Source organism: Microcoleus sp. B6-A1 (genome assembly GCF_036705085.1).
Lineage (GTDB): Bacteria > Cyanobacteriota > Cyanobacteriia > Cyanobacteriales > Microcoleaceae > Microcoleus.
This window is the reverse complement of record NZ_JAUBTU010000044.1, coordinates 38,476-57,961: the sequence shown is the minus strand read 5'-3', so window position 1 is coordinate 57,961 and position 19,486 is coordinate 38,476. Positions and strand designations below refer to the sequence as shown.

General features: G+C 43.1%; 13 protein-coding genes. 5 read left to right on the top strand and 8 right to left on the bottom strand.

The features are described from left to right. Positions 1 to 107: 107 nt before the first annotated feature. A complete protein-coding gene (locus tag QUB11_RS17725) occupies positions 108 to 1,745 on the bottom strand; it encodes an AAA family ATPase (RefSeq protein WP_333391293.1) in 1,638 nt (545 codons plus the stop codon). Positions 1,746 to 1,933: 188 nt separating this feature from the next. Beyond that, complete coding sequence (locus tag QUB11_RS17720; protein ID WP_445300856.1) at positions 1,934 to 2,278, bottom strand: DUF2470 domain-containing protein; 345 nt, start codon at positions 2,276 to 2,278, stop codon at positions 1,934 to 1,936. 83 nt (positions 2,279 to 2,361) lie between these two features. Here QUB11_RS17720 and QUB11_RS17715 point away from each other — a divergent pair, with 83 nt between their 5' ends. The 5 genes from QUB11_RS17715 (at position 2,362) to QUB11_RS17695 (ending at position 5,678) form a co-directional block, all read left to right on the top strand. After that, a complete protein-coding gene (locus tag QUB11_RS17715; RefSeq protein ID WP_333391292.1) occupies positions 2,362 to 2,670 on the top strand; it encodes a type II toxin-antitoxin system HigB family toxin in 309 nt (102 codons plus the stop codon). 134 nt (positions 2,671 to 2,804) lie between these two features. Further along, positions 2,805 to 3,221 (top strand): transcriptional regulator, encoded by a 417-nt coding sequence (locus QUB11_RS17710; protein WP_333391289.1) that lies wholly within the window; start codon positions 2,805 to 2,807, stop codon positions 3,219 to 3,221. Between the two features lie 208 nt (positions 3,222 to 3,429). Beyond that, positions 3,430 to 4,707, top strand: coding sequence for a serine/threonine-protein kinase (locus QUB11_RS17705; RefSeq protein WP_333391288.1), 1,278 nt, complete (start codon positions 3,430 to 3,432; stop codon positions 4,705 to 4,707). A 318-nt stretch (positions 4,708 to 5,025) separates the two neighbouring features. Beyond that, positions 5,026 to 5,313 (top strand): DUF433 domain-containing protein, encoded by a 288-nt coding sequence (locus QUB11_RS17700; protein ID WP_333391286.1) that lies wholly within the window; start codon positions 5,026 to 5,028, stop codon positions 5,311 to 5,313. Between the two features lie 2 nt (positions 5,314 to 5,315). After that, positions 5,316 to 5,678 carry a DUF5615 family PIN-like protein gene (locus tag QUB11_RS17695; RefSeq protein ID WP_333204618.1) on the top strand — a complete coding sequence of 121 codons (363 nt, stop codon included), beginning with the start codon at positions 5,316 to 5,318 and terminating at the stop codon, positions 5,676 to 5,678. A 96-nt stretch (positions 5,679 to 5,774) separates the two neighbouring features. Here the strand turns inward: QUB11_RS17695 and QUB11_RS17690 are convergent, their stop codons facing one another. From QUB11_RS17690 to QUB11_RS17665, 6 genes are all read right to left on the bottom strand, one after another. Next, positions 5,775 to 7,937: a flotillin family protein gene (locus tag QUB11_RS17690; RefSeq protein WP_333391284.1), complete on the bottom strand. Its 2,163-nt coding sequence runs from the start codon at positions 7,935 to 7,937 to the stop codon at positions 5,775 to 5,777. A gap of 299 nt (positions 7,938 to 8,236) precedes the next feature. Then, positions 8,237 to 9,553, bottom strand: a complete 1,317-nt coding sequence (locus QUB11_RS17685; protein WP_333056322.1) for a hypothetical protein — start codon at positions 9,551 to 9,553, stop codon at positions 8,237 to 8,239. A gap of 192 nt (positions 9,554 to 9,745) precedes the next feature. After that, entirely contained in the window at positions 9,746 to 10,375 is a 630-nt protein-coding gene (locus QUB11_RS17680) for a response regulator transcription factor (RefSeq protein ID WP_333056363.1), read from the bottom strand. Positions 10,376 to 10,687: 312 nt separating this feature from the next. Continuing rightward, entirely contained in the window at positions 10,688 to 11,719 is a 1,032-nt protein-coding gene (locus QUB11_RS17675) for a response regulator (protein WP_333204612.1), read from the bottom strand. Further along, positions 11,716 to 18,348 carry an AAA family ATPase gene (locus QUB11_RS17670; protein ID WP_445300855.1) on the bottom strand — a complete coding sequence of 2,211 codons (6,633 nt, stop codon included), beginning with the start codon at positions 18,346 to 18,348 and terminating at the stop codon, positions 11,716 to 11,718. Before QUB11_RS17670 ends, QUB11_RS17675 begins: the two co-directional genes overlap by 4 nt. Before the next feature lie 169 nt (positions 18,349 to 18,517). Next, complete coding sequence (locus tag QUB11_RS17665) at positions 18,518 to 19,486, bottom strand: sulfotransferase (protein ID WP_333391283.1); 969 nt, start codon at positions 19,484 to 19,486, stop codon at positions 18,518 to 18,520.

The window sequence follows — 19,486 nt, the reverse complement described above, 5'->3', positions numbered from 1 at the left end:
TTAATTAAGGAATGAGAATTAAATAACTTCCACTCTTGAAAGTGGGACGGGCGGGACGCCCATCCCACAATAACAATAAAAATTGTAAGTTATTTAATTCGCGATCCTTAATTGTCGATCGCATCCCTTCGCCGCTGGCTGTAGCGTTTCAATTCATCAATTAAGTGAGTATCGTTAGAAGCTGTTCTCGCGCCCGCTTCCGCCGCCCAGCGCTTCAAATCTTCGATTTGCGATCGCGCGATCGCAGCTAGAGGTACAGTATCCTCGATCGACCTCAAAATATCCTCCGTCATCAAATCGCGGCGCTGTCCGTTGACAAAAGTGCCAAAAGCCCGGTACAATCCATCTATTACCACTTGTTCAATTTCTGCACCGCTAAAATTCTCAGCGCACTTCGCCAAAACCCCCAAATCAAACTCGCGCAATCTAGTCGGTCGCAAACGCTGCAAATGCACTTTAAAAATATCTTGCCGTTCCGATTCTGAGGGCAAATTCAAAAAGAAAATTTCATCAAATCTGCCCTTTCTCAGCAACTCTGCCGGCAAAATTCGCACGTTATTAGCAGTTGCGACAATAAACACCGGGCTGGTTTTTTCCTGCATCCAAGTGATCAAACTGCCGAATACCCGGCGCGAAGTTCCCGAATCGCCGTCGCTGCCGCTGATAATGTTGCCGAAGGCTTTATCTATTTCATCGATCCACAAAACGCAAGGTGCGATCGCCTCTGCTAATTGTATCATTTGCCTGACGCGGCTTTCGCTTTCCCCGACCACGCCGCCAAACAATCTTCCAGTATCCAATCGTAGCAGCGGCAAACGCCATTCGTAAGCAATAGTTTTTGCAGATAAAGATTTGCCAGTGCCTTGAATTCCTACTAACAAAACTCCTTTCGGATTCGGTATACCGTAGCGACGCGCTTCGTCAGTAAAAGCATCTTGCCGCATTTTTACCCACTGTTTTAAATTCTCCAAGCCGCCCACACTTTTTAGGGATTCTCTGGAGTTAAAAAACTCCAAAATGCCCGTTTGGCGAATTGCTTGCTGTTTTTCCTCCAAAACTCCGTCAATATCTGACTCGTTAATTTGCTGTTTGGCGGCCAAAGCTTTAGCCAAAACCCGCCCGATTCTAGCGCGGCTCAAACCCTGACAAGCTTTAACCAATTGTTCCCTTGCTAAACCGCTAACTTGTAACTGTTGCGGTTTTTCTACAACGTGGGAAATTAAACTGTCGATTTCTTGCACGTTGGGCAAAGGAAAATCAATTACTGTGACTTCTTCTTTCAATTCCTCCGGCAATTCCAGCGTGTGAGAAGTAAGAACTATAGTTTTTTTGCTGCGCTTCAATTCCCGCGTTAAATTCCGCAATTCCCGCACTACCGCCGCATTTTTTTCGGTGTATGGATATTTCAAAATGGGGTGCAAATCCCGCAGTACAAATATGGTATATTCTTCTACAGCAGTTTTGCTGACGCGATCGAGCGCCGCCATTACCGAACCTTTCCCAGAACCGTTATCCTCCCAGCCCCGCACAAGATCCCAGAACAACACCCGGCGCGCGGGAGTTACTTGCAGCGCTACTTGGGCAATTACAGCCTCGACCGGTTCCTCCTCCGCGCCGACAATGTACAGCAGCGAATAGCGGGCGCGAATCATCAAATCTAGTCGTTTTACGAGTGCCTCGAAATGGTTATTTTTACTGCCCTTGACGACATCTAATTCTTTGGGATTTGGGTAATTGTCGGTCATTTTAGTGGATATTTTAGAGGAAAATTCAACTTTATTAAATATTTTGTTCGCAGTCAGGATTTTAGTCCTTAAAATAATTTCCCCCAACTCAAGGTTTTTAGTAAGGATGTTAGTCCTTAACAACTATTTAAGCGGACTAAATTCCGTACTGCAAACGTTAAAATTATAACAGCCTAGTACGCAATTGACTACTTAGCAACTTTTCGAGCTTGTTTCACCATGTCAATGAGAGTGTGGTGAGCATCTTCGGCGTCTTTTAAAGTGCGATCGAAATTTACTCTGACAGGCACTGTTTCGTCGTTGACTTTAGCGGTTAAATCCATGCCGTTGGCATCAATAGCGAGCATTTGAGCTTCTGTCGCCTCCGGTTTGCCGCCAAATGCTTGAGCGTACAGCACTACAGCGCTAGCGTGGTCTTCGTTCATGTGAGTGCAGATGCGATCGCTAATCTCAGTGGAAAACTGTTCTGACATGGGGAGATTCCTCAGATGCAATATCGATCGATTGTACTGCGATCGGAGTTGACAAGACACTTCGCAATTTGCTAAGATAAAATTTAAATGATTTTAGCGAGAATCCAATCGATGCGTCAATTTCTTTGTTATGGACGAACTGTATGCACGTTATCTCTCAATCCGCACTCAGGAAATTCTGGGAAAAGTATCCTGATGCCGAAACAAGTCTGCGCTCTTGGTACAAACGAGCAACAACAGCCGAGTGGTCAAATTTAGCTGAAGTGAAAGCAGTTTTTTCCTCAGCCGATATAGTTGGAAACTTTACTGTCTTTAACATCCGAGGTAATAACTACAGACTGATTACCTTCATAGATTATGAATATCGACCTAAAAAGGTTTTTATTCGAGCTGTACTTACCCATGAAGAATATGACGAAGATAAATGGAAAAAAGACTCGTGGTATAAATGATAATTTTCTCCCTTTAAAACTTAGCCAATAATCCTAGGGATAGGGGCAACCACGGGGAATTGCCCCTACATTCACACCATACATATATTGAGGATCTGCGTAATTCCTGTCCTTTCTTAATATAGGATACTCACATGAACAACTCTAGCGCTTATATCGAACTACTCAAAACATTTCCTCCCCGACCTATAACGGCTGAGGAGGAATTAATGGCAACTCAAAAAGCGATCGACTCTTTGTTGGACAAAGGCGAACTGACTTCAGACGAACGCGACTACCTCCATGTGCTAGGAACCCTGGTTTATGAGTACGAGCAAACTTTAGAACCCATACCTGACATTTACGGAGTAGAACTTTTAAAGGCTTTAATAGAAGAATTTGAACTCAGACAAAAAGACCTAGTTCCTATTTTTAAAACCGAGTCTATTGTCTCTGATATCCTCCGTGAAAAGCGCCAACTTACAACCGAACACATCCAAAAACTTGCAGAGTTTTTCCGCGTTTCTCCGGCTGTTTTCTTTCCCCTGCAGCCAGTCAAAACAACTGCTTGAATTTAAAACCATATTTTTGTTTGTAGTAAGGACTTTAGTCCAGAAACCGGGTTTTTACGATAATACGCATTGTCACTGAGAGATTCTCTAAAAACCCGGTTTCTTGAATCGGAGTGCGTAAATCCTGAGAATGCTTCCTTTTTATTGCTTTTTAAAGGCGAGACAGTTTATCATAATTAGCAACTAAATAGAATTTAAACAACCTGCCATGCTGTGGACGCCGGGACAAATCCTCAAAACTCGCCCCTACCGCATCGACACTATCCTGGGAATGGGGGGATTTGGCATGACTTATAAGGCCACACACTTGCAACTTAACTATCAAGTTGTCCTCAAAACACCGAATCTGAGTTTGCAAAATGACGCGGAATACGCCAACTTTGTTCGTAGATTTATCCGCGAAGGGCAAATCTTAGCCAAATTTTGCCAAAACGCGCATCCTGGAATTGTCCGCATTAGCGATTTGTTTGAGGAAAAAAGCCTTTACTGTTTGGTAATGGATTTAGTCGTCGGGCAAAGTTTATTTAATGCCGTGCAGCAACAGGGGCGACTCCCGGATACAGAAGCAGTGGCAATTATCCGCCAAATTGGAGAAGCATTAAGTGATGTTCACCAAGCAGGAATTGTCCATCGAGATGCCCATCCGGGTAATATTATGTTGCGTCCCAACGGGCAAGCAGTGTTAATTGATTTTGGTCTTGCAAGTGAATTAAGGCCAACTATTATTAGTAGCAGACATCCTCATAACCCTGCTTTTGCTCCTTGGGAACAGCATATCGAAGGTAGTGGTAAACCAACGGTTGATATTTATGCTTTAGCTGCATCTTTATATTATGCGGTAACGGGAAAAGTTCCAACAGCTTCCCTCAATCGGCATTTTAGAAATGAAGCATTGCCACCTGCGAAAAATTTTGGGGTGAAAGATTGGGTGAATTTAGCCATAGAAAAAGGGATGGCAGACGAAGCGGAAAAGCGGCCGCAGTCGATGCAATATTGGTTGAGTTATCTGCAGGAACCAATTCCGTCAACGATTCCCAGTGTTTCGGTACAGCTTAAATCGGTGCTGGGAGTTGACTATACTCGTCTGCGGGATTTATTGGCGGCGGGGAAGTGGAAAGAGGCGGATGGGGAAACACTCAAGGTGATGCTGAAAGCTGCTAGACATGAGAAGGAAGGTGATTTCTATCGCGAATCGATCGAGAATTTTCCTTGCGATGATTTGCGGACGATCGACCAATTGTGGGTAAAATACAGTCAGGGTCGTTTTGGCTTTAGCGTCCAGAAAAAAATCTGGTTAGAAATAGGCGGTAAAGTTGATTATGAGACTGAATGCAAGCTGGACGATCGTGTCGGTTGGCGAAAAGGAGGACAGTGGTTGGACAAAAGTAACCTAACCTGGAATAAGCAAGCACCTGCAGGCCACCTCCCTGTGGGTGGTGGTGGGGGGGGGGGGTTTGGTGTTCTTCTCTCGCATCAAGAGCTGTAAGCTGTAACCTATAGCGATTTCAGCCCTTTGTCAAGTCTTTTTTCTCGAACTTTTGTTTACGAAATTATCTGCTTTTAGTCATTTCAATATCTGTTACACCTTGATATCACTCTTCAAGCAATAGACTCGCGAAATTCGGGTCATAGCAATTGGCAAACACAAACAGTTTGGGGTTCAGAAACCGGGTTTTTGACAAAAATACTTCGCTTTCACCCGCAGATTCGGCCAAAAACCCGGTTTCTTTAGTCGCAGCGCGATCGAGCAATGTTAATAATTTATGCTAGAATTAAACTCTAATTTTTAACCCCAGATTCACCTATGCCAACTTTAACTGATATTGGCACTCTCATCATTTCCACACCAGAAACCTGTGGAAATCGTCCCCGCATCGCAGGCACTAGAATAACAGTTCAACGAATCGCCGTTTGGTACAAAATGGGGATGAAACCAGAAGAAATTATTGCAGAAATTCCCCACTTAAATTTAGCACAAGTTCATGCAGCATTAGCTTACTACTACGCCAATAAAGAGCAAATTGATGCTGATATTGCTGCTGAAGAAGCCCAGTGCGCTCGCTTAGGAAATGAACACAAAGCGGGGAGTTAATCTTGAGCCAAATTCGTTTATATTTAGATGAGGATATTCTGGAACGCTCTTTAGTAAAAGCGCTCCGAAATGCAGGTATTGATGTAGCTACCACTGCTGAAGCTAATAATCTCAGTTGCACCGATGAAGAGCAATTAATATGGGCCACTGCTCAAGGGCGAGTTATCTATACTTTGAATGTGGGAGACTTTTGTCGCTTGCATAAAATGTATATGGAAGAAGGCCAGGAACATTCAGGAATTGTAATGGGCAGACAAAGTTATTCGATTGGGGAACAATTGCGAGGATTTTTGAGGTTAATTTCTACAAAGTCAGCAGAAGAGATGATCGCTCAGCAAGAGTTTCTGGGAAATTATATGGACTAGCAATAATCCTTATCAGCATCCATAGAGATAATTAGATACCCTGACTTCTTTAAGAAGTCAGGGTATATGAGTATTCTATCCTACAAACTGCACAGCCTAACTAAAAGATCGATCGTCAAACGGCAATTCATCAAACAGCGGAGCAATATCAGCCTCAGAATTCGCAACAGGGGAATTAGCGCGAGATGCCGACGGCTTAACAGAATTCACCTGGGCTACTGATAACTTGGCCGCAGGTTCCGATTTCTGTAGGTTAACTACCGGCAACTCCCCGCCATTTTCTCCATTTTTGCCCGTTTGATTCCACAACATCATTCCCAGCAAACCATCAACCAAACCGCCGCCGCTACCGTTGCCTGTTACCGCAACATCCGGCACAACTCGCACTTTGCGATCGCCTATAATTTGCATTAACTGCAAAGCCGTATAACCCGAACCTCCCAAAGCCACAACACCCGCTCGATAAGCTTCAGCTTGAGCATTTCCTTTCACCCGAATTGACTCAGCTTCGCCTTGAGCTTGTTTCACCTGAGAATTCGCTTTCAACTCAGAAATCTTCACGCCTTGTTCCGATTTCACCATCTCTTGTTGAATCTCAGCCAGCGCCGTTTCCCGCACCAATTGTTGCCGCTGAGTTTGTGCTAATTGCTGCACCTCATAAGTCTTGCACTGTTCCTCAGCAATTTTGCGATCTGTTTGAGTTTGCATCAACTCTGCCGGTGGCAAAATATCCCCGATCAAAGTATCAATTGCTTGCACGTCATAGGTACGCAAAGCTGCTTTGATATACTCGGCTGCTTCCGCTTGCCTGCCACTTCTTGCGGAGAGAAAATCTAATACAGAATAAGCTTGAGCCGAATTGCGGAAATAATTGCCAATTGTCGGCTGCAAAACGTGGTCTACTAAATTCTGCATCGAACCGACGCGAGAGATGACTTTTGGAGCATCCAAAGCGCCGACGTGAATAATCTGAGCTACTTCTAAATCAAAGGCGAAACCGTCTTGAGAACGCACGGTTAAAGACGAAAGTTGAGAATCGTAACTGTGCCTTTCTGTTTTACCCGACCAATTCAATACTATATTAGTAGTCGGCACTAACTCTACTTTCAAAATGCGAGTATTCAGGGGATGTTTGCCCGGATAAAGAGGAGTCACCCAAACCCCTTTATTGCCCACATTTACTAAATTTCCGTGAGTGAAAGCAGCACCGCTCACATCTTCCGAGGTTTTGCCGACATAGGAAATCACCGCGCCGACATAGCCGATCGGGATTTCGGTCATCGCCACTTGGTCAACCCCGACAAACCAAGGATTTAAGTTCCACGAACCGGAAAGCAAAACCTGTTCCTGCAAACCGCGCCGCCCGCCGGCGGTGATAAATTTTTGCGCGTTTTGGAAGTTGTCGTGATTCGGGATAATCGGGCCAGCAATTTCGCCATCTTGAATCGGAACGCCGTCAAAAGTTGTGACAATTCCTACTTTATCTGGGGCAATTCTGTACAGCTTTAATTGTTCGGCTGTCATCCCGTGTTTGGCAGCATTTGCCGCTGTAATTACTGTAAATAATGCTGTATTAATTCGATAGCTACCACCAGTCAAGATGCCTAGTTGTCTACCTTTTTCGCCGCCGCCTTTGAGGAATTGGCGAGCATCTTGAAAATTGTCACATTCTGTGATTTTGCCGAGGATGCGCTGCGGTGGAATTGACTTACCACCTGCTGCGATAATCAGGGCAATTTCACCTTGGGGAACTACAGTCAGAGACTCTTTGCGAACGTTGTATTGCAAAGGCCAATAACCCCAGTGCCAACCGGGAGGCAAAGTATCAGCTTGATATCCAGCTTCTCCGTTTAAGGCAATTAAGTCTCCTGGCGGTAAAGACTTGCCGCCGAAGCTAAACTTTTTACTGACAATGCCAACTTCGCGATCGCCAATTACTACCAATCCGCCAAAAAATAATGGCAGCACCAGAATAATTATCATACCGCCGATCGCGATCGGGATAAATCCGCCCGGTTCGAGCTGCATTGTCTGCACGGGAACAGTGCTGCGTAACTGCCCTAGCTGCAAGCTAGAATCAGGTTTTGCGACTAGCTGAGTCGAGGTTTGATTTGCGGGGGGGATATTGCTAGTGGCTAATACCGGCGAGGGTTTCAAACTGGTTGTTGCACTAAGAGCTAAAGACGCCGAAATAGCGGCTGCAAAATGTTTTAAAACGCGGGCTTTGACTTGAGACTTGGACAAAAATGAATAAAGCATTTTTTTTAGGTGGGCTAATTTGTCCTAGGAGTTCCAGCTTAGCCTTACTAAAAAGTTTTGGCGTAAAACTTAAGGTCTTATTTATCATTATTTGCAGTCATAATAGTCATATTTATCAGTAAAAATACTTATTTCACACATCAAAACCGCTCGACCTTAATCTGCGTGTATCTGCGGTTACAAACTCCCCTAGCTGTTTTTTATTAACTATTTACGATCGCTCCCGCTCAAAAACTAGGTTGGCTAACAGTTAAGATTCAAATAAATTATGCAACATGGAACCAACAGCTATCAATTATTTAAGAATCCCAAGTCGCTCCATAGGCCGGGATTCCTTTGGCTAAACACGCACTCACAACAGTTTTAGTGACGGCTTTATTAGATACGCAAAATACAGCTTGAGCTCGAAATTTTCGGGCTAGCTGAATTGCTAAATCGCCTACATTAGGTCTGCCAAGTTCGCCTGTATCATAAATTTTCAGGCGTGGATGACTGGAGATTAATGACCACATTTTCTTGCCGTAAGTTAACTGGTGCTTATTACCAATCCAGAGGATGTAAAGTTTATGCTTGTTTTCGAGAATGTGAGGTAAAACAGGGGCAATCCCAGCTCCGGTTGCTACTACCACTACTCGCGAATAAGCATTAATTGAAAACATGAAACCTGGCGGTTTAACTCTCCGAACCCAAAAATATTTAGGAATATCGCCTCTCTGAACTTTCTCAATCAAGTTTTTAGTCCAGTCACCAGCGGCTCCAATAATTAGCTGGATTTGCGATCGCCCCGTTTCTTGATTAAAACTCATTCCTGCTACGGAAAATGAATGCCATTCAACCAAATCTGTACTGATTCGGGCAAATGTTCCAATATCTGCCTTGCCCGGAACTGTCAAAAAAGCTACGTTTGGGGAAGGACAATACATACTAAACTTTTCAAATTTCTGTACAGTTAACCAAGGTAAAAATATACTAAATATAATTAAAATTAACATTAAACAAATGGGATTTAAAAAATTTTCTAGGGTAGGAATCTGATTGGCGGTGGCGAGAAACTGCGATAAAGTTAGATACAAAATTACCCCGGCGAGACAACTCCATCCTGCATAGCGGTGAATTTTCTCAAAGCTGTTGTGAAAACGCTCTCGGAAAGGGGGTATGGCTGTTAAAATAATCGCTAATAATAAGATGGCTAACAAAGAACCAGTTGTTAAAAGAAGCAAATTATTGCTAGTTGTTAACTGTCGGTATAAGTCAATACTTAGCCAAAAACAACTCCAAGTTGCAGCCGCAGCATGAACTCCACCTATATAATGAACTGCGGTATTGATGTAATATTTGCCAGAAGTGGCGATTCGTGAAATCCCAACTGCTAATCGGTAAAGAAGATGTACTATCAGTTCGTTTCTTACTAATACTGCCAGCAAAAGATTGCCAATACTGAGGGCGGCTATCGGGGCTTGATTCCAAGTTTCTGTGATGTAAATACTGGATAACAGTAGAATATTGACAAGTGAAATTACCACCCACCAAAAGTGGTGCATATTCAAATTGTGTATTGTCAAAAAACGGGCTTTGGTTTGATGTTTTTGATATCGGTTTATGCAAGATTCGCTCATAATTTCGTCCTACAAACAATCTAAGGATTTAATAAGGCAGAAGTCTTTAGATGAATATCAATTAAGTCTAGAGAATACTGCGACTAAAGTCGCCAGCTTAAAGTTGAGTTTTTAACCTAAAAAAAAGGGTCAGTATTAGCTGACCTTTGGTTGAGGAGATAACCTGAACTTTTGGCTAGTTTTAATGCAAAACTACAGGCTGACAATCCCCCGTTTTAATGCAGAAATCGCGGCTTGCGTGCGATCGCTAACTCCCATTTTGCTCAAAATATTGTTGATGTGAAACTTGACGGTGCTTTCGCTGATGTGCAGAACTTCACTAATCTCGCTGTTGCTTTTACCCGCGACTATGAGGCGGATGACTTCTAATTCGCGATCGCTCAGTTCAGGCCCACTCAGGCGATCGGCTAACTTAACACCCACTGCCAGCGGAATGTACTTTTTACCCTCAAAAACAGCCCGAATTGCTGCTAAAAGCTCCTCTGGTTCCGCATCCTTAAGCAGATAGCCCTTAGCACCAGCTTGCAATCCGCGATAGATGTTTTCATCGCCATCATAAGTCGTCAGCACCACAATCCGGGCACTGGAAAACTCCCCACAAATCGCAGTAATGGCCGCGACTCCATCCCTCACCGGCATCCGCAAATCCATCAGCGTTACATCGGGCTGATGTTCGCGGAACATTGTCACAGCTTCCTGCCCGTTGCTGGCTTGCGCCACAACTTTAACATCTGATTCCTGCTCCAGCAGCGCCACTAAACCTTGCCGCACAATATAATGATCGTCGGCAATTAAAATGCGAATAATATTTGATTGGTTAATCATGTTTACCCTGTTAATTTTATTAAAAAAAACTGAAAATCTCACGACAAACTTACTATCTATAGTCATCCTCAATGATTCAGATAAATTTGTAGGGTAGTGCCTTTCTTTGCCTACCCGCTATCTATCGGGCAACCGGGCGTGGGATTGCCCCTACAATAATTATGCAAATGATTTAGGAGTGCTATATAGTCATCCTAAATCATTTGTGAATTTCTTACTCTCTCCCTTTGGTAAGGGGAGGGTGGGGGTGGGGTAAAAAATTTACTACTTATTTAGGATTGCTATATGGTGCGAAATGTGCACCTTACTTTACTGGCGATTAACTGAAACTATAACTTCTGTTCCGTTTCCAGGGCGGCTGTTTACTGTTAGCTGCGCGTTAATGCGATCGGCGCGTTCTCTCATTCCCAATAAACCAAAGCCATTCCTAAAACCGAAACTTTCCGTATCAAATCCCTGTCCGTTGTCTTGCACCCGCAAAAGAAACTTGGATATTTCGTATACTAACTCAATTTTTATCGCCGTAGCTTTGGCATATTTGAAAGCATTTGTTAATGCTTCCTGCCCGATACGCAACAGATTATTTTCTACCTCTAATGGTAGGGAATATGCCGTGCCAACCACTTCAAAAATAGTGTGCGTATCAGTATCTGATGACATTTGTTTAGCAATTTGGTTGAGAGCGCTATACAAATCGCCATCTTCTAACAGTTGCGGGCGCAAAGATTCTACGGATCGCCGCGCTTCAGCAAGGCCAGAGCGAGCCAGTTCGCAGACTGTTTTCATGTGTACTTGTGCTTGTTCTGGATTGGCTGCTATTACCCGATCTGCTGCTCCCAAATGTATGATAATGCCTGCAAAAGTTTGCGCTAAAGTGTCGTGAATTTCCCGCGCCAGGCGGTTGCGCTCTTCGAGAATATTTTGGTCTATGAGTTGTTTAGACATCCTTCTCAGACGCAATTGATTTTCGACGCGAACTAAAACTTCTTGTTGTTGAAAAGGTTTTGTAATGTAGTCTATTCCGCCCACAGAAAAGGCTTTTACTTTATCAAAAATTTCTTGCAAAGCGCTGATAAAAATTATTGGGATGTTTTGAGTTTTTGGAGTAGCTTTGAGCTGCTGGCAGACTTCATAGCCATCCATGTGAGGCATCATAATATCGAGTAAAATTAAGTCGGGTAAGTTGGCATTGATAAAGTTTAGAGCTAATTTCCCACTGGGAGCTAGGTGAACTTTATACCCAGCGACAGATAGTATCCCGCTTAAAAGTTTTAAATTCTCCGGACAATCATCAATCACTAAAATACTTTCTTCGCGGGTAAAACTGAGTTTTTTGTTCATGTCTCATCCCTTAATGTGTGTATTAAATTTAGCAACTGTTCGTACTGAAAATTTTTAATGCAAGCTGCGCTCGCCCTAGCTAAGGGCTGATTGATTTCGCGAATTTGATTGATGACTGTTTGCATCTGTTCCAAATCGAGGTTGCTAATGGCTTGCTGGAGATTTGCTACTAACTCAGTAGGCAGTTCAGAAAAAGCGGTTTTTGTCAATACATTTACTTCATTTTCTGTGAAACTGGGGGCAGCATTTAGTTCTTCAAAAACGAATTGCACCCCGATATGTTTGTGTAGAGCATCAAATATGTTTGCTTCTCTAAATGGTTTGCGAATAAAATCATCGCAGCCGATAGAAAGGATAACAGCTTTCTCTTCCTCAAAACTACTTGCTGTTATGGCAACAATTGCTGTCTGGGGTAGGCACGGGGGCACTACCCCTACAAAATCCTCGTTTTCCGTAGGGGCAATCCCCCTGTGGTTGCCCTCTTTAATTTGTTTGGTTGCTTCATACCCATCCATCACCGGCATCCGCATATCCATAAAGATTAAGTGCGGTGAATATTGCTCCCACTTTTCTATTGCTTCCATCCCATTTTTGGCTTCGTAGACTTCAAAACCGATCGCAGAAAGCAGTTTGACTAGCAGTTGGCGGTTGTCAAAAGCGTCGTCTGCAACGAGAATTCGATAGCGGGGTTGATTGGGTGCGATCGCCATAACTCTTCTGGTTGGCTGTTCCCGTTGGCGATCGGCACTTTCAACTGCATTAACTTTAATGTCAAATTTGAATATAGTACCGCATCCCGCACGAGAACTGACTGTCATTTCACCCCCCATTAACTGTACAAAAGAACGTGCGATCGTTAAACCTAATCCTGTTCCTTGTTGCGATTCTTCCCCGGTTTTGGTTTGAACAAAAGCTTCAAATATCTTGTCTAATTCACTAACATCAATTCCCGCTCCCGTGTCTTCAACCTCAAAGCAGATTTTCTGAGCCAAATCCTGATTTTTAATTTTCACATAAATGCCGCCTTCCGAGGTGAATTTAATCGCGTTAGAAAGCAGGTTAATCAAGATTTGGCGCAATTTTATTTCATCTGTTCGCACATATTGGGGAACGTCTACCATCCGCTCTACTAATAACTGCAATCCTTTATTTTGTGCCGGAAGTTGGAACATATTTTCGATGTCGTCCAGTAGGCGGTGGAGGTCAAAATTTGTCTCGTTGAGAGTCGTGCGTCCCGCTTCTATTTTGGACAAATCTAATACTTGGTTAATCAGTTCGAGCAAATGTTCTCCGCTGCGGGTGATAATATTCAGGTGTTCTTGCTGTTCCTGCAATAGGTTAGAAGAACGATTCATTAATTGAGAAAAACCCAGAATTGCATTGAGGGGAGTCCGCAATTCGTGGCTCATATTTGCGAGGAATGTACTTTTTGCTCGGTTGGCTTCTTGTGCGGCGTCTTCGGCTCGTTGTCGCTCGATAATTTCTCGCTGGAGTTCGAGAGTGCGATCGCTCACTTGCTGTTCTAAAGTGCGGTTGTAATCAGCTAAAACTTTTTCGGCTTGTTTGCGATCGGTGATATCTTGAAATGTGGCGATCGCATAATTAATTTTACCCGTTTCATCCACAATTGGAGTGCTGGAAACTTCCAAGGAAACAATCTTATCAGGCCGGTGAAACTCCATATCATCTAGTTTAACAGTTTCACCCACCAGAGAACGCACGATTGGCATTTGTGCGGTGGGATATAACTCGTTAGTTCCCGCGAGATAAAGCTGATAAGTTTCTGCTAATTTCTCAGTATTTGCTTCGGGTATTGTGGGAATGGCACTTAGTTGATGTGCTGTCTGATTTGCGTAGGTAATTTGTCCGGTGGTGTCATGCACTGTTACCCCGATCGGCATAGCGTCGATAAATTGAGTCAGTCGGTTTTCGCGTTCCTTGACTTCCGCGTAGAGTTTAGCATTGGTAAGTGCGATCGCCGCTTGTCCCGATAACAATTGCAAAACTTCCAGGCGATCGGGCGTAAATGCTTGTGCGGTGAGGTTATTTTCGAGATAAACAATAGCAGCCACTTGACCTTGATTCATCAAAGCCGCACACAAAATAGATTTAGGCTGACGTGCTTTGATGTAAGGGTCATTCGTAAACTTTCCTTCACGAGTGGCATCATTTAACACTAAATTTTCTTGGGTTCGAGCGACATAATTGATAATAGCTTCGGAAACTTCCTGGCAATTTTCAATAGGCTCAGATTGCAACACTCTTATCCGTTCATCATTAATTACACCTTCCGCTTCAATCAGCAATTTCCCTTGGGTTTCTAAAATCAAATATCCTTTTTGAGCGCCGACATTTTCAATCAAATTTTTCATCAATCGGGACAGTAATTTATCCTGTACGATTTCGCCAGAAATTGCCTCTGAAGCTTTCATGACTGTAGCGATATCTAAGGAAGAACTAGAACGGCTGTCAGTCGTTGATGTAGTGGTTGAAATGGCTTTATTTGTATGGCGATGGAGCGTAAATAATTGCGGATATCGCGTTTCTAAATCTTTGACTTTAGCCGCCGCACCCCAGAGTTGATAGCAGTAACGGGATTCCTGCATATAAGCTTTGGCTGTGAGTTCTTTTCCCCTGGATAAATAGAACTTGGCGGCGAGTTCGTAAGCGAGGGCGGCTTCATGGATATACTCGTGTTCTTTGGCTAGGGAAATTGCGCGATCGTAATAGTCGATCGCCTGTGCATCTTTGCCAATAACCCGATATCGTTCTGCCTCCACTAGATTAAATTTGTGCAAGTGATTCATCGGGGCATGATGCGCCCATTTTTTCATTTTTTTCTGATTAGCAGTGACTTTTTTTAAACAGTGCTTTTGCTCCTCGAAAGAAGCATTAGAATAGAACGAAAGCTGAGCCAGCGACTCATAAAAATAACAGTATGATACTTGAAGAGTTCCAGCAGCACTCTCTACATACTGCATGGTGGAAGCTGCATTTGATACAGCTTCAGCATATTGCCCGAATAAATAACAGAGAATCATTTTATAAAAATGCAGGGCAAAAATCGAAGTGCGATCGTTAGCTTCAGTTAATAGTGATAGCGCAGTCCGCTCATCATAGGCTTCCCCAATTAAATAGCAGGGATTTTCCGACTTACCTAATAAATTAAAAACCGACTGCTCTAAAGGTTTAATCTGCCAAATAATCGGGTCATATTTTGATTGTTCTATTGCCTCGCCATAAGTAGCAATATCGCCTTCCAGCCCTGACAATTCAGCGCCGAAGAGGTACGAATAACCGCAGTAAGTTTGAGACGCACAAGCACGTTCTTCCACTTGTCCTGTTTCCAATCCGCTTTTGTAAGCCTCCAACAAAGATGGCAACGTTTCTTTAGCTGGCGCTTTCCAATGACGGATGAAGTCATTAAATGGAAGCAGGACTTTAGTTTTTAATTCTGGCTTGCCAAATTGATCCAACATCCTCAATGCTAGCTGACCAAATTTATAACCACCTTCAATATCTCCCACAACTCCGCACAAAATTAATCCATAAACTGCATAAGCATGGAGAGACTCAGGATAGTTGCCATACTTTACAGATAAAATCACCTGCTTAAACACAATTAAAGGCATGAGTTTAGGGGCCACGCCATAGGCGACAGTAGTCATAAATGACAAGATACGCAGTGCGGCTTGTTTAGAAGGATCGCTTCCTTGAGGTAGATTGGCTAAATCCTCAATGCGTTTCCCAGCTAGGGTTAACTTAACTTCCAGCAATCCGATTATGCTATCTAGATTGTTAGGCTTTGCGGGCAGTTTGACTCCCAACTGCCTCAGAATTTTTAGCCCCAGATTAATTGCCATATCTAGTTGATTTTGGGCAGCATGAGTACCCATTTTTACCTCGATCGTTTTGACGCGATCGAGCACTGTTTTAGCATTGGTTAGTACGAGGTTGCCTAAACTTTCCATCTGCTCAAAATCGCCCACTATGTAAGCTAGCTCTGCGGCTTCTTGATGCAGTTGCAAACTTAGCGGGTATTGCACCTGCCAAGCGTTTTCTGCCAGCAATTGTATCCCCGTTTGCAGATAGTTGAAAGCTGGCTGATAAGCTGCAGATGCCTTGGCTTTTTTGCCAGCAATCAGATTTAACTGAGCCAGTTCATCTTTGTCTTGCTGGCGATCGATTAATTCACTGCTGAAATTGAGTTGATTAACAATGTCAAATATTTTTTCTTCTCGCTTGTTAATGGGAATATTTTGCAGCAGCAGTTGTCCTATTTGTTTGTGGACGATCGGCTTATCCTCTTCGGCAATTAGCGAATAAGCAGCTTGCTGGATTCTGTCATGGACAAATTTGTATTCTACGGATTGGCTACTGGGTAATTTCCCTGCAATTTCTAATTCCACATCTCCCATATTCCCCAGCAACACCACTAAATTTTCAGCAACGGCTGCATACAAATCATCCGCCGTTTCTCTCATATGTTTTTCGCAAATTGAGGCGAGAGTTTTTAGCTCAAATTGATTGCCTATGCAGGCTGCTATCCTTAATGTTTCCTGCGTATTCTCTGATAGTTGTTTAATTTTGCCAGCCATAAATTCGACAACATTATCAGTGAATCCCCTGGCTTTAATTTCCTCTAAATCCCATTCCCATCGGCAAGCGAGCGAGTCAAATTGTAACAGTCCTTCTGTATAAAGCGATTTGATAAATTCATTCATAAAGAAAGGATTTCCGCCCGTCTTGAAAAACACTAACTCGGCCAGGGATTTGACTCTTGATTCCTGACAATTCAGGGCATCGGCAATCAGTTGAGTAACAGAGGATAAATCCAAAGGTGACAGGAAAATGCGATCGACTTTTGCCCCATTTTTGACAATCTCTTCAATTGTTAGCATTAACGGATGAGCCGCAGAAACTTCGTTATCCCGATAAGCCCCAATTAAAAACAGTCCCGCTGGTGAAGCATTCATCAGCAGTTGCATCAGCTTCAGAGATGCCCCGTCAGCCCACTGCAAATCATCGATAAATATTGTCAGAGGATGTTCCGGTTTGGTAAAAACTTTAATGAAGTTTTGAAACACAAAATTAAAGCGGTTTTCCGCTTCTGCCGCACCCAATTCTGGCGGCGGGGGTTGCTTGCCGATAATTAATTCAATTTCGGGAATTACGTCAATAATAACTTGACCGTTAATTCCCAAGGCGTCTAATAACTTTTCCCGCCATTCTTTGAGATTTGCTTCGCTTTCTGCTAACAGTTGTTTGGCTAAATCCTGAAAAGAATTGACAATGGCGCTGTAGGGAATATTGCGCTGATATTGGTCAAATTTGCCGGAGATAAAATAACCGCGATGTTGAGTAATCGGTTTGTATAATTCTTGCACCAAAGCTGATTTGCCGATACCAGAATATCCCGAAATCAGCATCATTGAGCTTGTGGCACAGGCATCTTGCCTGTGACTGCTTGTGGCACAGGCATCTTCCCCATGTCCACTTGTGGCACAGGCATCTTGCCTGTGACTGCTTGTGGCACAGGCATCTTGCCTGTGACTGCTTGTGGCACAGGCATCTTCCCCATGTCCACTTGTGGCACAGGCATCTTGCCTGTGACTGCTTGTGGCACAGGCATCTTGCCTGTGACTGCTGACTGTTTCAAAAGCTGTTAGTAAACTATCAATTTCTCGCTCTCTGCCATAAAGTTTTTGCGGGATTTGAAAACGGTCAGAAATATCTTGACATCCTAGCGGAAAAACTGATATATTTTTAGCGCTATGCAGTTGATTTAAACATTTTTCTAAGTCCGCTTTAATGCCGATCGCACTTTGATACCGCTCCTCAGCATTTTTCCCCATCAACTTCATCACAATATCGGAAACAATTTGCGGAATTTCAGGATTCACCTGAGATGGAGATAACGGCTGTTTAGCGAGATGACTGTGTACCAATTCCAGCACATCCTGAGTGTCAAAAGGCAATTTGTTTGTCAGCAGTTCGTAAAAGGTAGCCCCCAGGGAATAAAAATCAGTGCGGTAATCTAAACTGCGGTTCATTCTGCCGGTTTGTTCCGGCGACATATAAGCAAGAGTTCCCTCTAAAATGTTGGGATTTTTGATGGTGTAATTCTCCCGCGTTAACTGCGTGGAAATGCCAAAATCGATAATTTTGAGTTCTCCGCTAGCTGGATTGAAGACAATATTTGAAGGGTTAATGTCTTTGTGAATGATGTGGGCGCTGTGAATTTGTTGTAAATTTTCTGTGGTGGCGATCGCAATTCGCAAGAATTCTGCAATAGTAAATTTTTGCTGCTGCATCCAAATTTTCAAGGATTCGCCGCCAAAATCCTCAACAAACATCACCAGCGTGTTTTGATATGGCTGCAAATCATAGGCTTTTATACAGCCACTCAGGTTCAGAGATTGTGTAATTTTATACTCTGTGCGATAGCGGGCGAGTTCTTGGGGTGTGGGATAATTTTCTTTAAGGACTTTGAGCACGACGGGGAGACTGTCGGGTTGTCGGAATGCTCGGTAAACCAGGGAGTTTGCGCTTTCGTAGATGAGCTCTGTGACTTCAACGCCAGGAAAAGTGAGCATATTCAGCCTGCTGTCAACTTTGCAGTCGAACATAGCATAAATTTGCTCCTCACACCAGAGGTGCGTGAGCCATCAGTCGATTTTAGATTTTAGATTGCGACTTACGCACGGGCTGTCAGAAACCGGGTTTTTCACCAAAATCCTTCATCGCAGCCCGCAGATTCAGCAAAAAACCCGGTTTCTTTGGCTTAATGCGTAGTTCCTAATAACCGCAATGGACGAGATACGGTTGGAGTTTCCGGCAGATTTCATCATAGCTATTTTCCACTTCTGGCAATAACTTCACTGGGCGGGGTTCGATCGCTCTTTCATAATCTACAGTAGTTTTTGCTTCTAATTGCAGAAAGTCCAAAACCTTCAGGATAGTGGACTCTGGGGTTTGACATAAATCCTCATACTTAATAGAGATGTAATCAGTTGTTGGTAGCGATTTAATGTTTTCCAAAAAATAACTTGTTGATAGCAGAGATGTTTGAGTCACTCGACGTACTCCCAAGCCAAAGAAACTGGAATACAAAACCCGAAAGAGTAAACGTCGGATGGGGTTATCAAATATCTCGCGATACCGCTTGGAAATTAGCTGTAGGTAGGAATTTTTCACAGATAATACTAATCGGGCAGCTTTTAACTTAGAATTCATCACATGGAGCGGATGTCGGTGAATAAAAATAAACTTAGCTTTAGGCAAAACACTCTTGATATACATAAAGTGGGGTAAACACCAGGGATTTTTGAGCAAGAGGGGTTGGTCTGGATTGGAAGTAAACTGAAATTTTTTACACACTTGTGCAAATAAAAGCAGGTTTTCAAAGTTTAAATAAGACTCATAGCCAGCATTTTTTAAAATAAATCCATACTCTTCTGGTAAATCGAGAGTAGGCTTGACTGTATCGATGAGACGATCGCTTATTTCTAAAGATTGAAATAAGTTTTCCAACTCTTGACGAGTTTTCTCCTTGGTTCCATTTATATGGTTATCCAAGATTTCATCATATTTGATTATATGATAAGCATTGAGGTAATTAAAGCACTCATTTGCCACCAATGTTTGATAAAGCACCGTCGTTCCAGAACGATGATCTCCCATAATAAACATGGGAGTAAAATCGACTCTTTCTAGCAATTGAAGGTAGGATTCATCTGGGATATTGTTTGTGTTTCTGGGTTGCAT

Coding starts and splice junctions, on each gene's coding strand:
- QUB11_RS17725 (WP_333391293.1), bottom strand. CDS start 1,745: ATGACCGACAATTACCCAAATCCCAAAGAATTAGATGTCGTCAAGGGC.
- QUB11_RS17715 (WP_333391292.1), top strand. CDS start 2,362: ATGCACGTTATCTCTCAATCCGCACTCAGGAAATTCTGGGAAAAGTAT.
- QUB11_RS17710 (WP_333391289.1), top strand. CDS start 2,805: ATGAACAACTCTAGCGCTTATATCGAACTACTCAAAACATTTCCTCCC.
- QUB11_RS17705 (WP_333391288.1), top strand. CDS start 3,430: ATGCTGTGGACGCCGGGACAAATCCTCAAAACTCGCCCCTACCGCATC.
- QUB11_RS17700 (WP_333391286.1), top strand. CDS start 5,026: ATGCCAACTTTAACTGATATTGGCACTCTCATCATTTCCACACCAGAA.
- QUB11_RS17690 (WP_333391284.1), bottom strand. CDS start 7,937: ATGCTTTATTCATTTTTGTCCAAGTCTCAAGTCAAAGCCCGCGTTTTA.
- QUB11_RS17685 (WP_333056322.1), bottom strand. CDS start 9,553: ATGAGCGAATCTTGCATAAACCGATATCAAAAACATCAAACCAAAGCC.
- QUB11_RS17675 (WP_333204612.1), bottom strand. CDS start 11,719: ATGAACAAAAAACTCAGTTTTACCCGCGAAGAAAGTATTTTAGTGATT.
- QUB11_RS17670 (WP_445300855.1), bottom strand. CDS start 18,348: ATGTTCGACTGCAAAGTTGACAGCAGGCTGAATATGCTCACTTTTCCT.
- QUB11_RS17665 (WP_333391283.1), bottom strand. CDS start 19,486: ATGCAACCCAGAAACACAAACAATATCCCAGATGAATCCTACCTTCAA.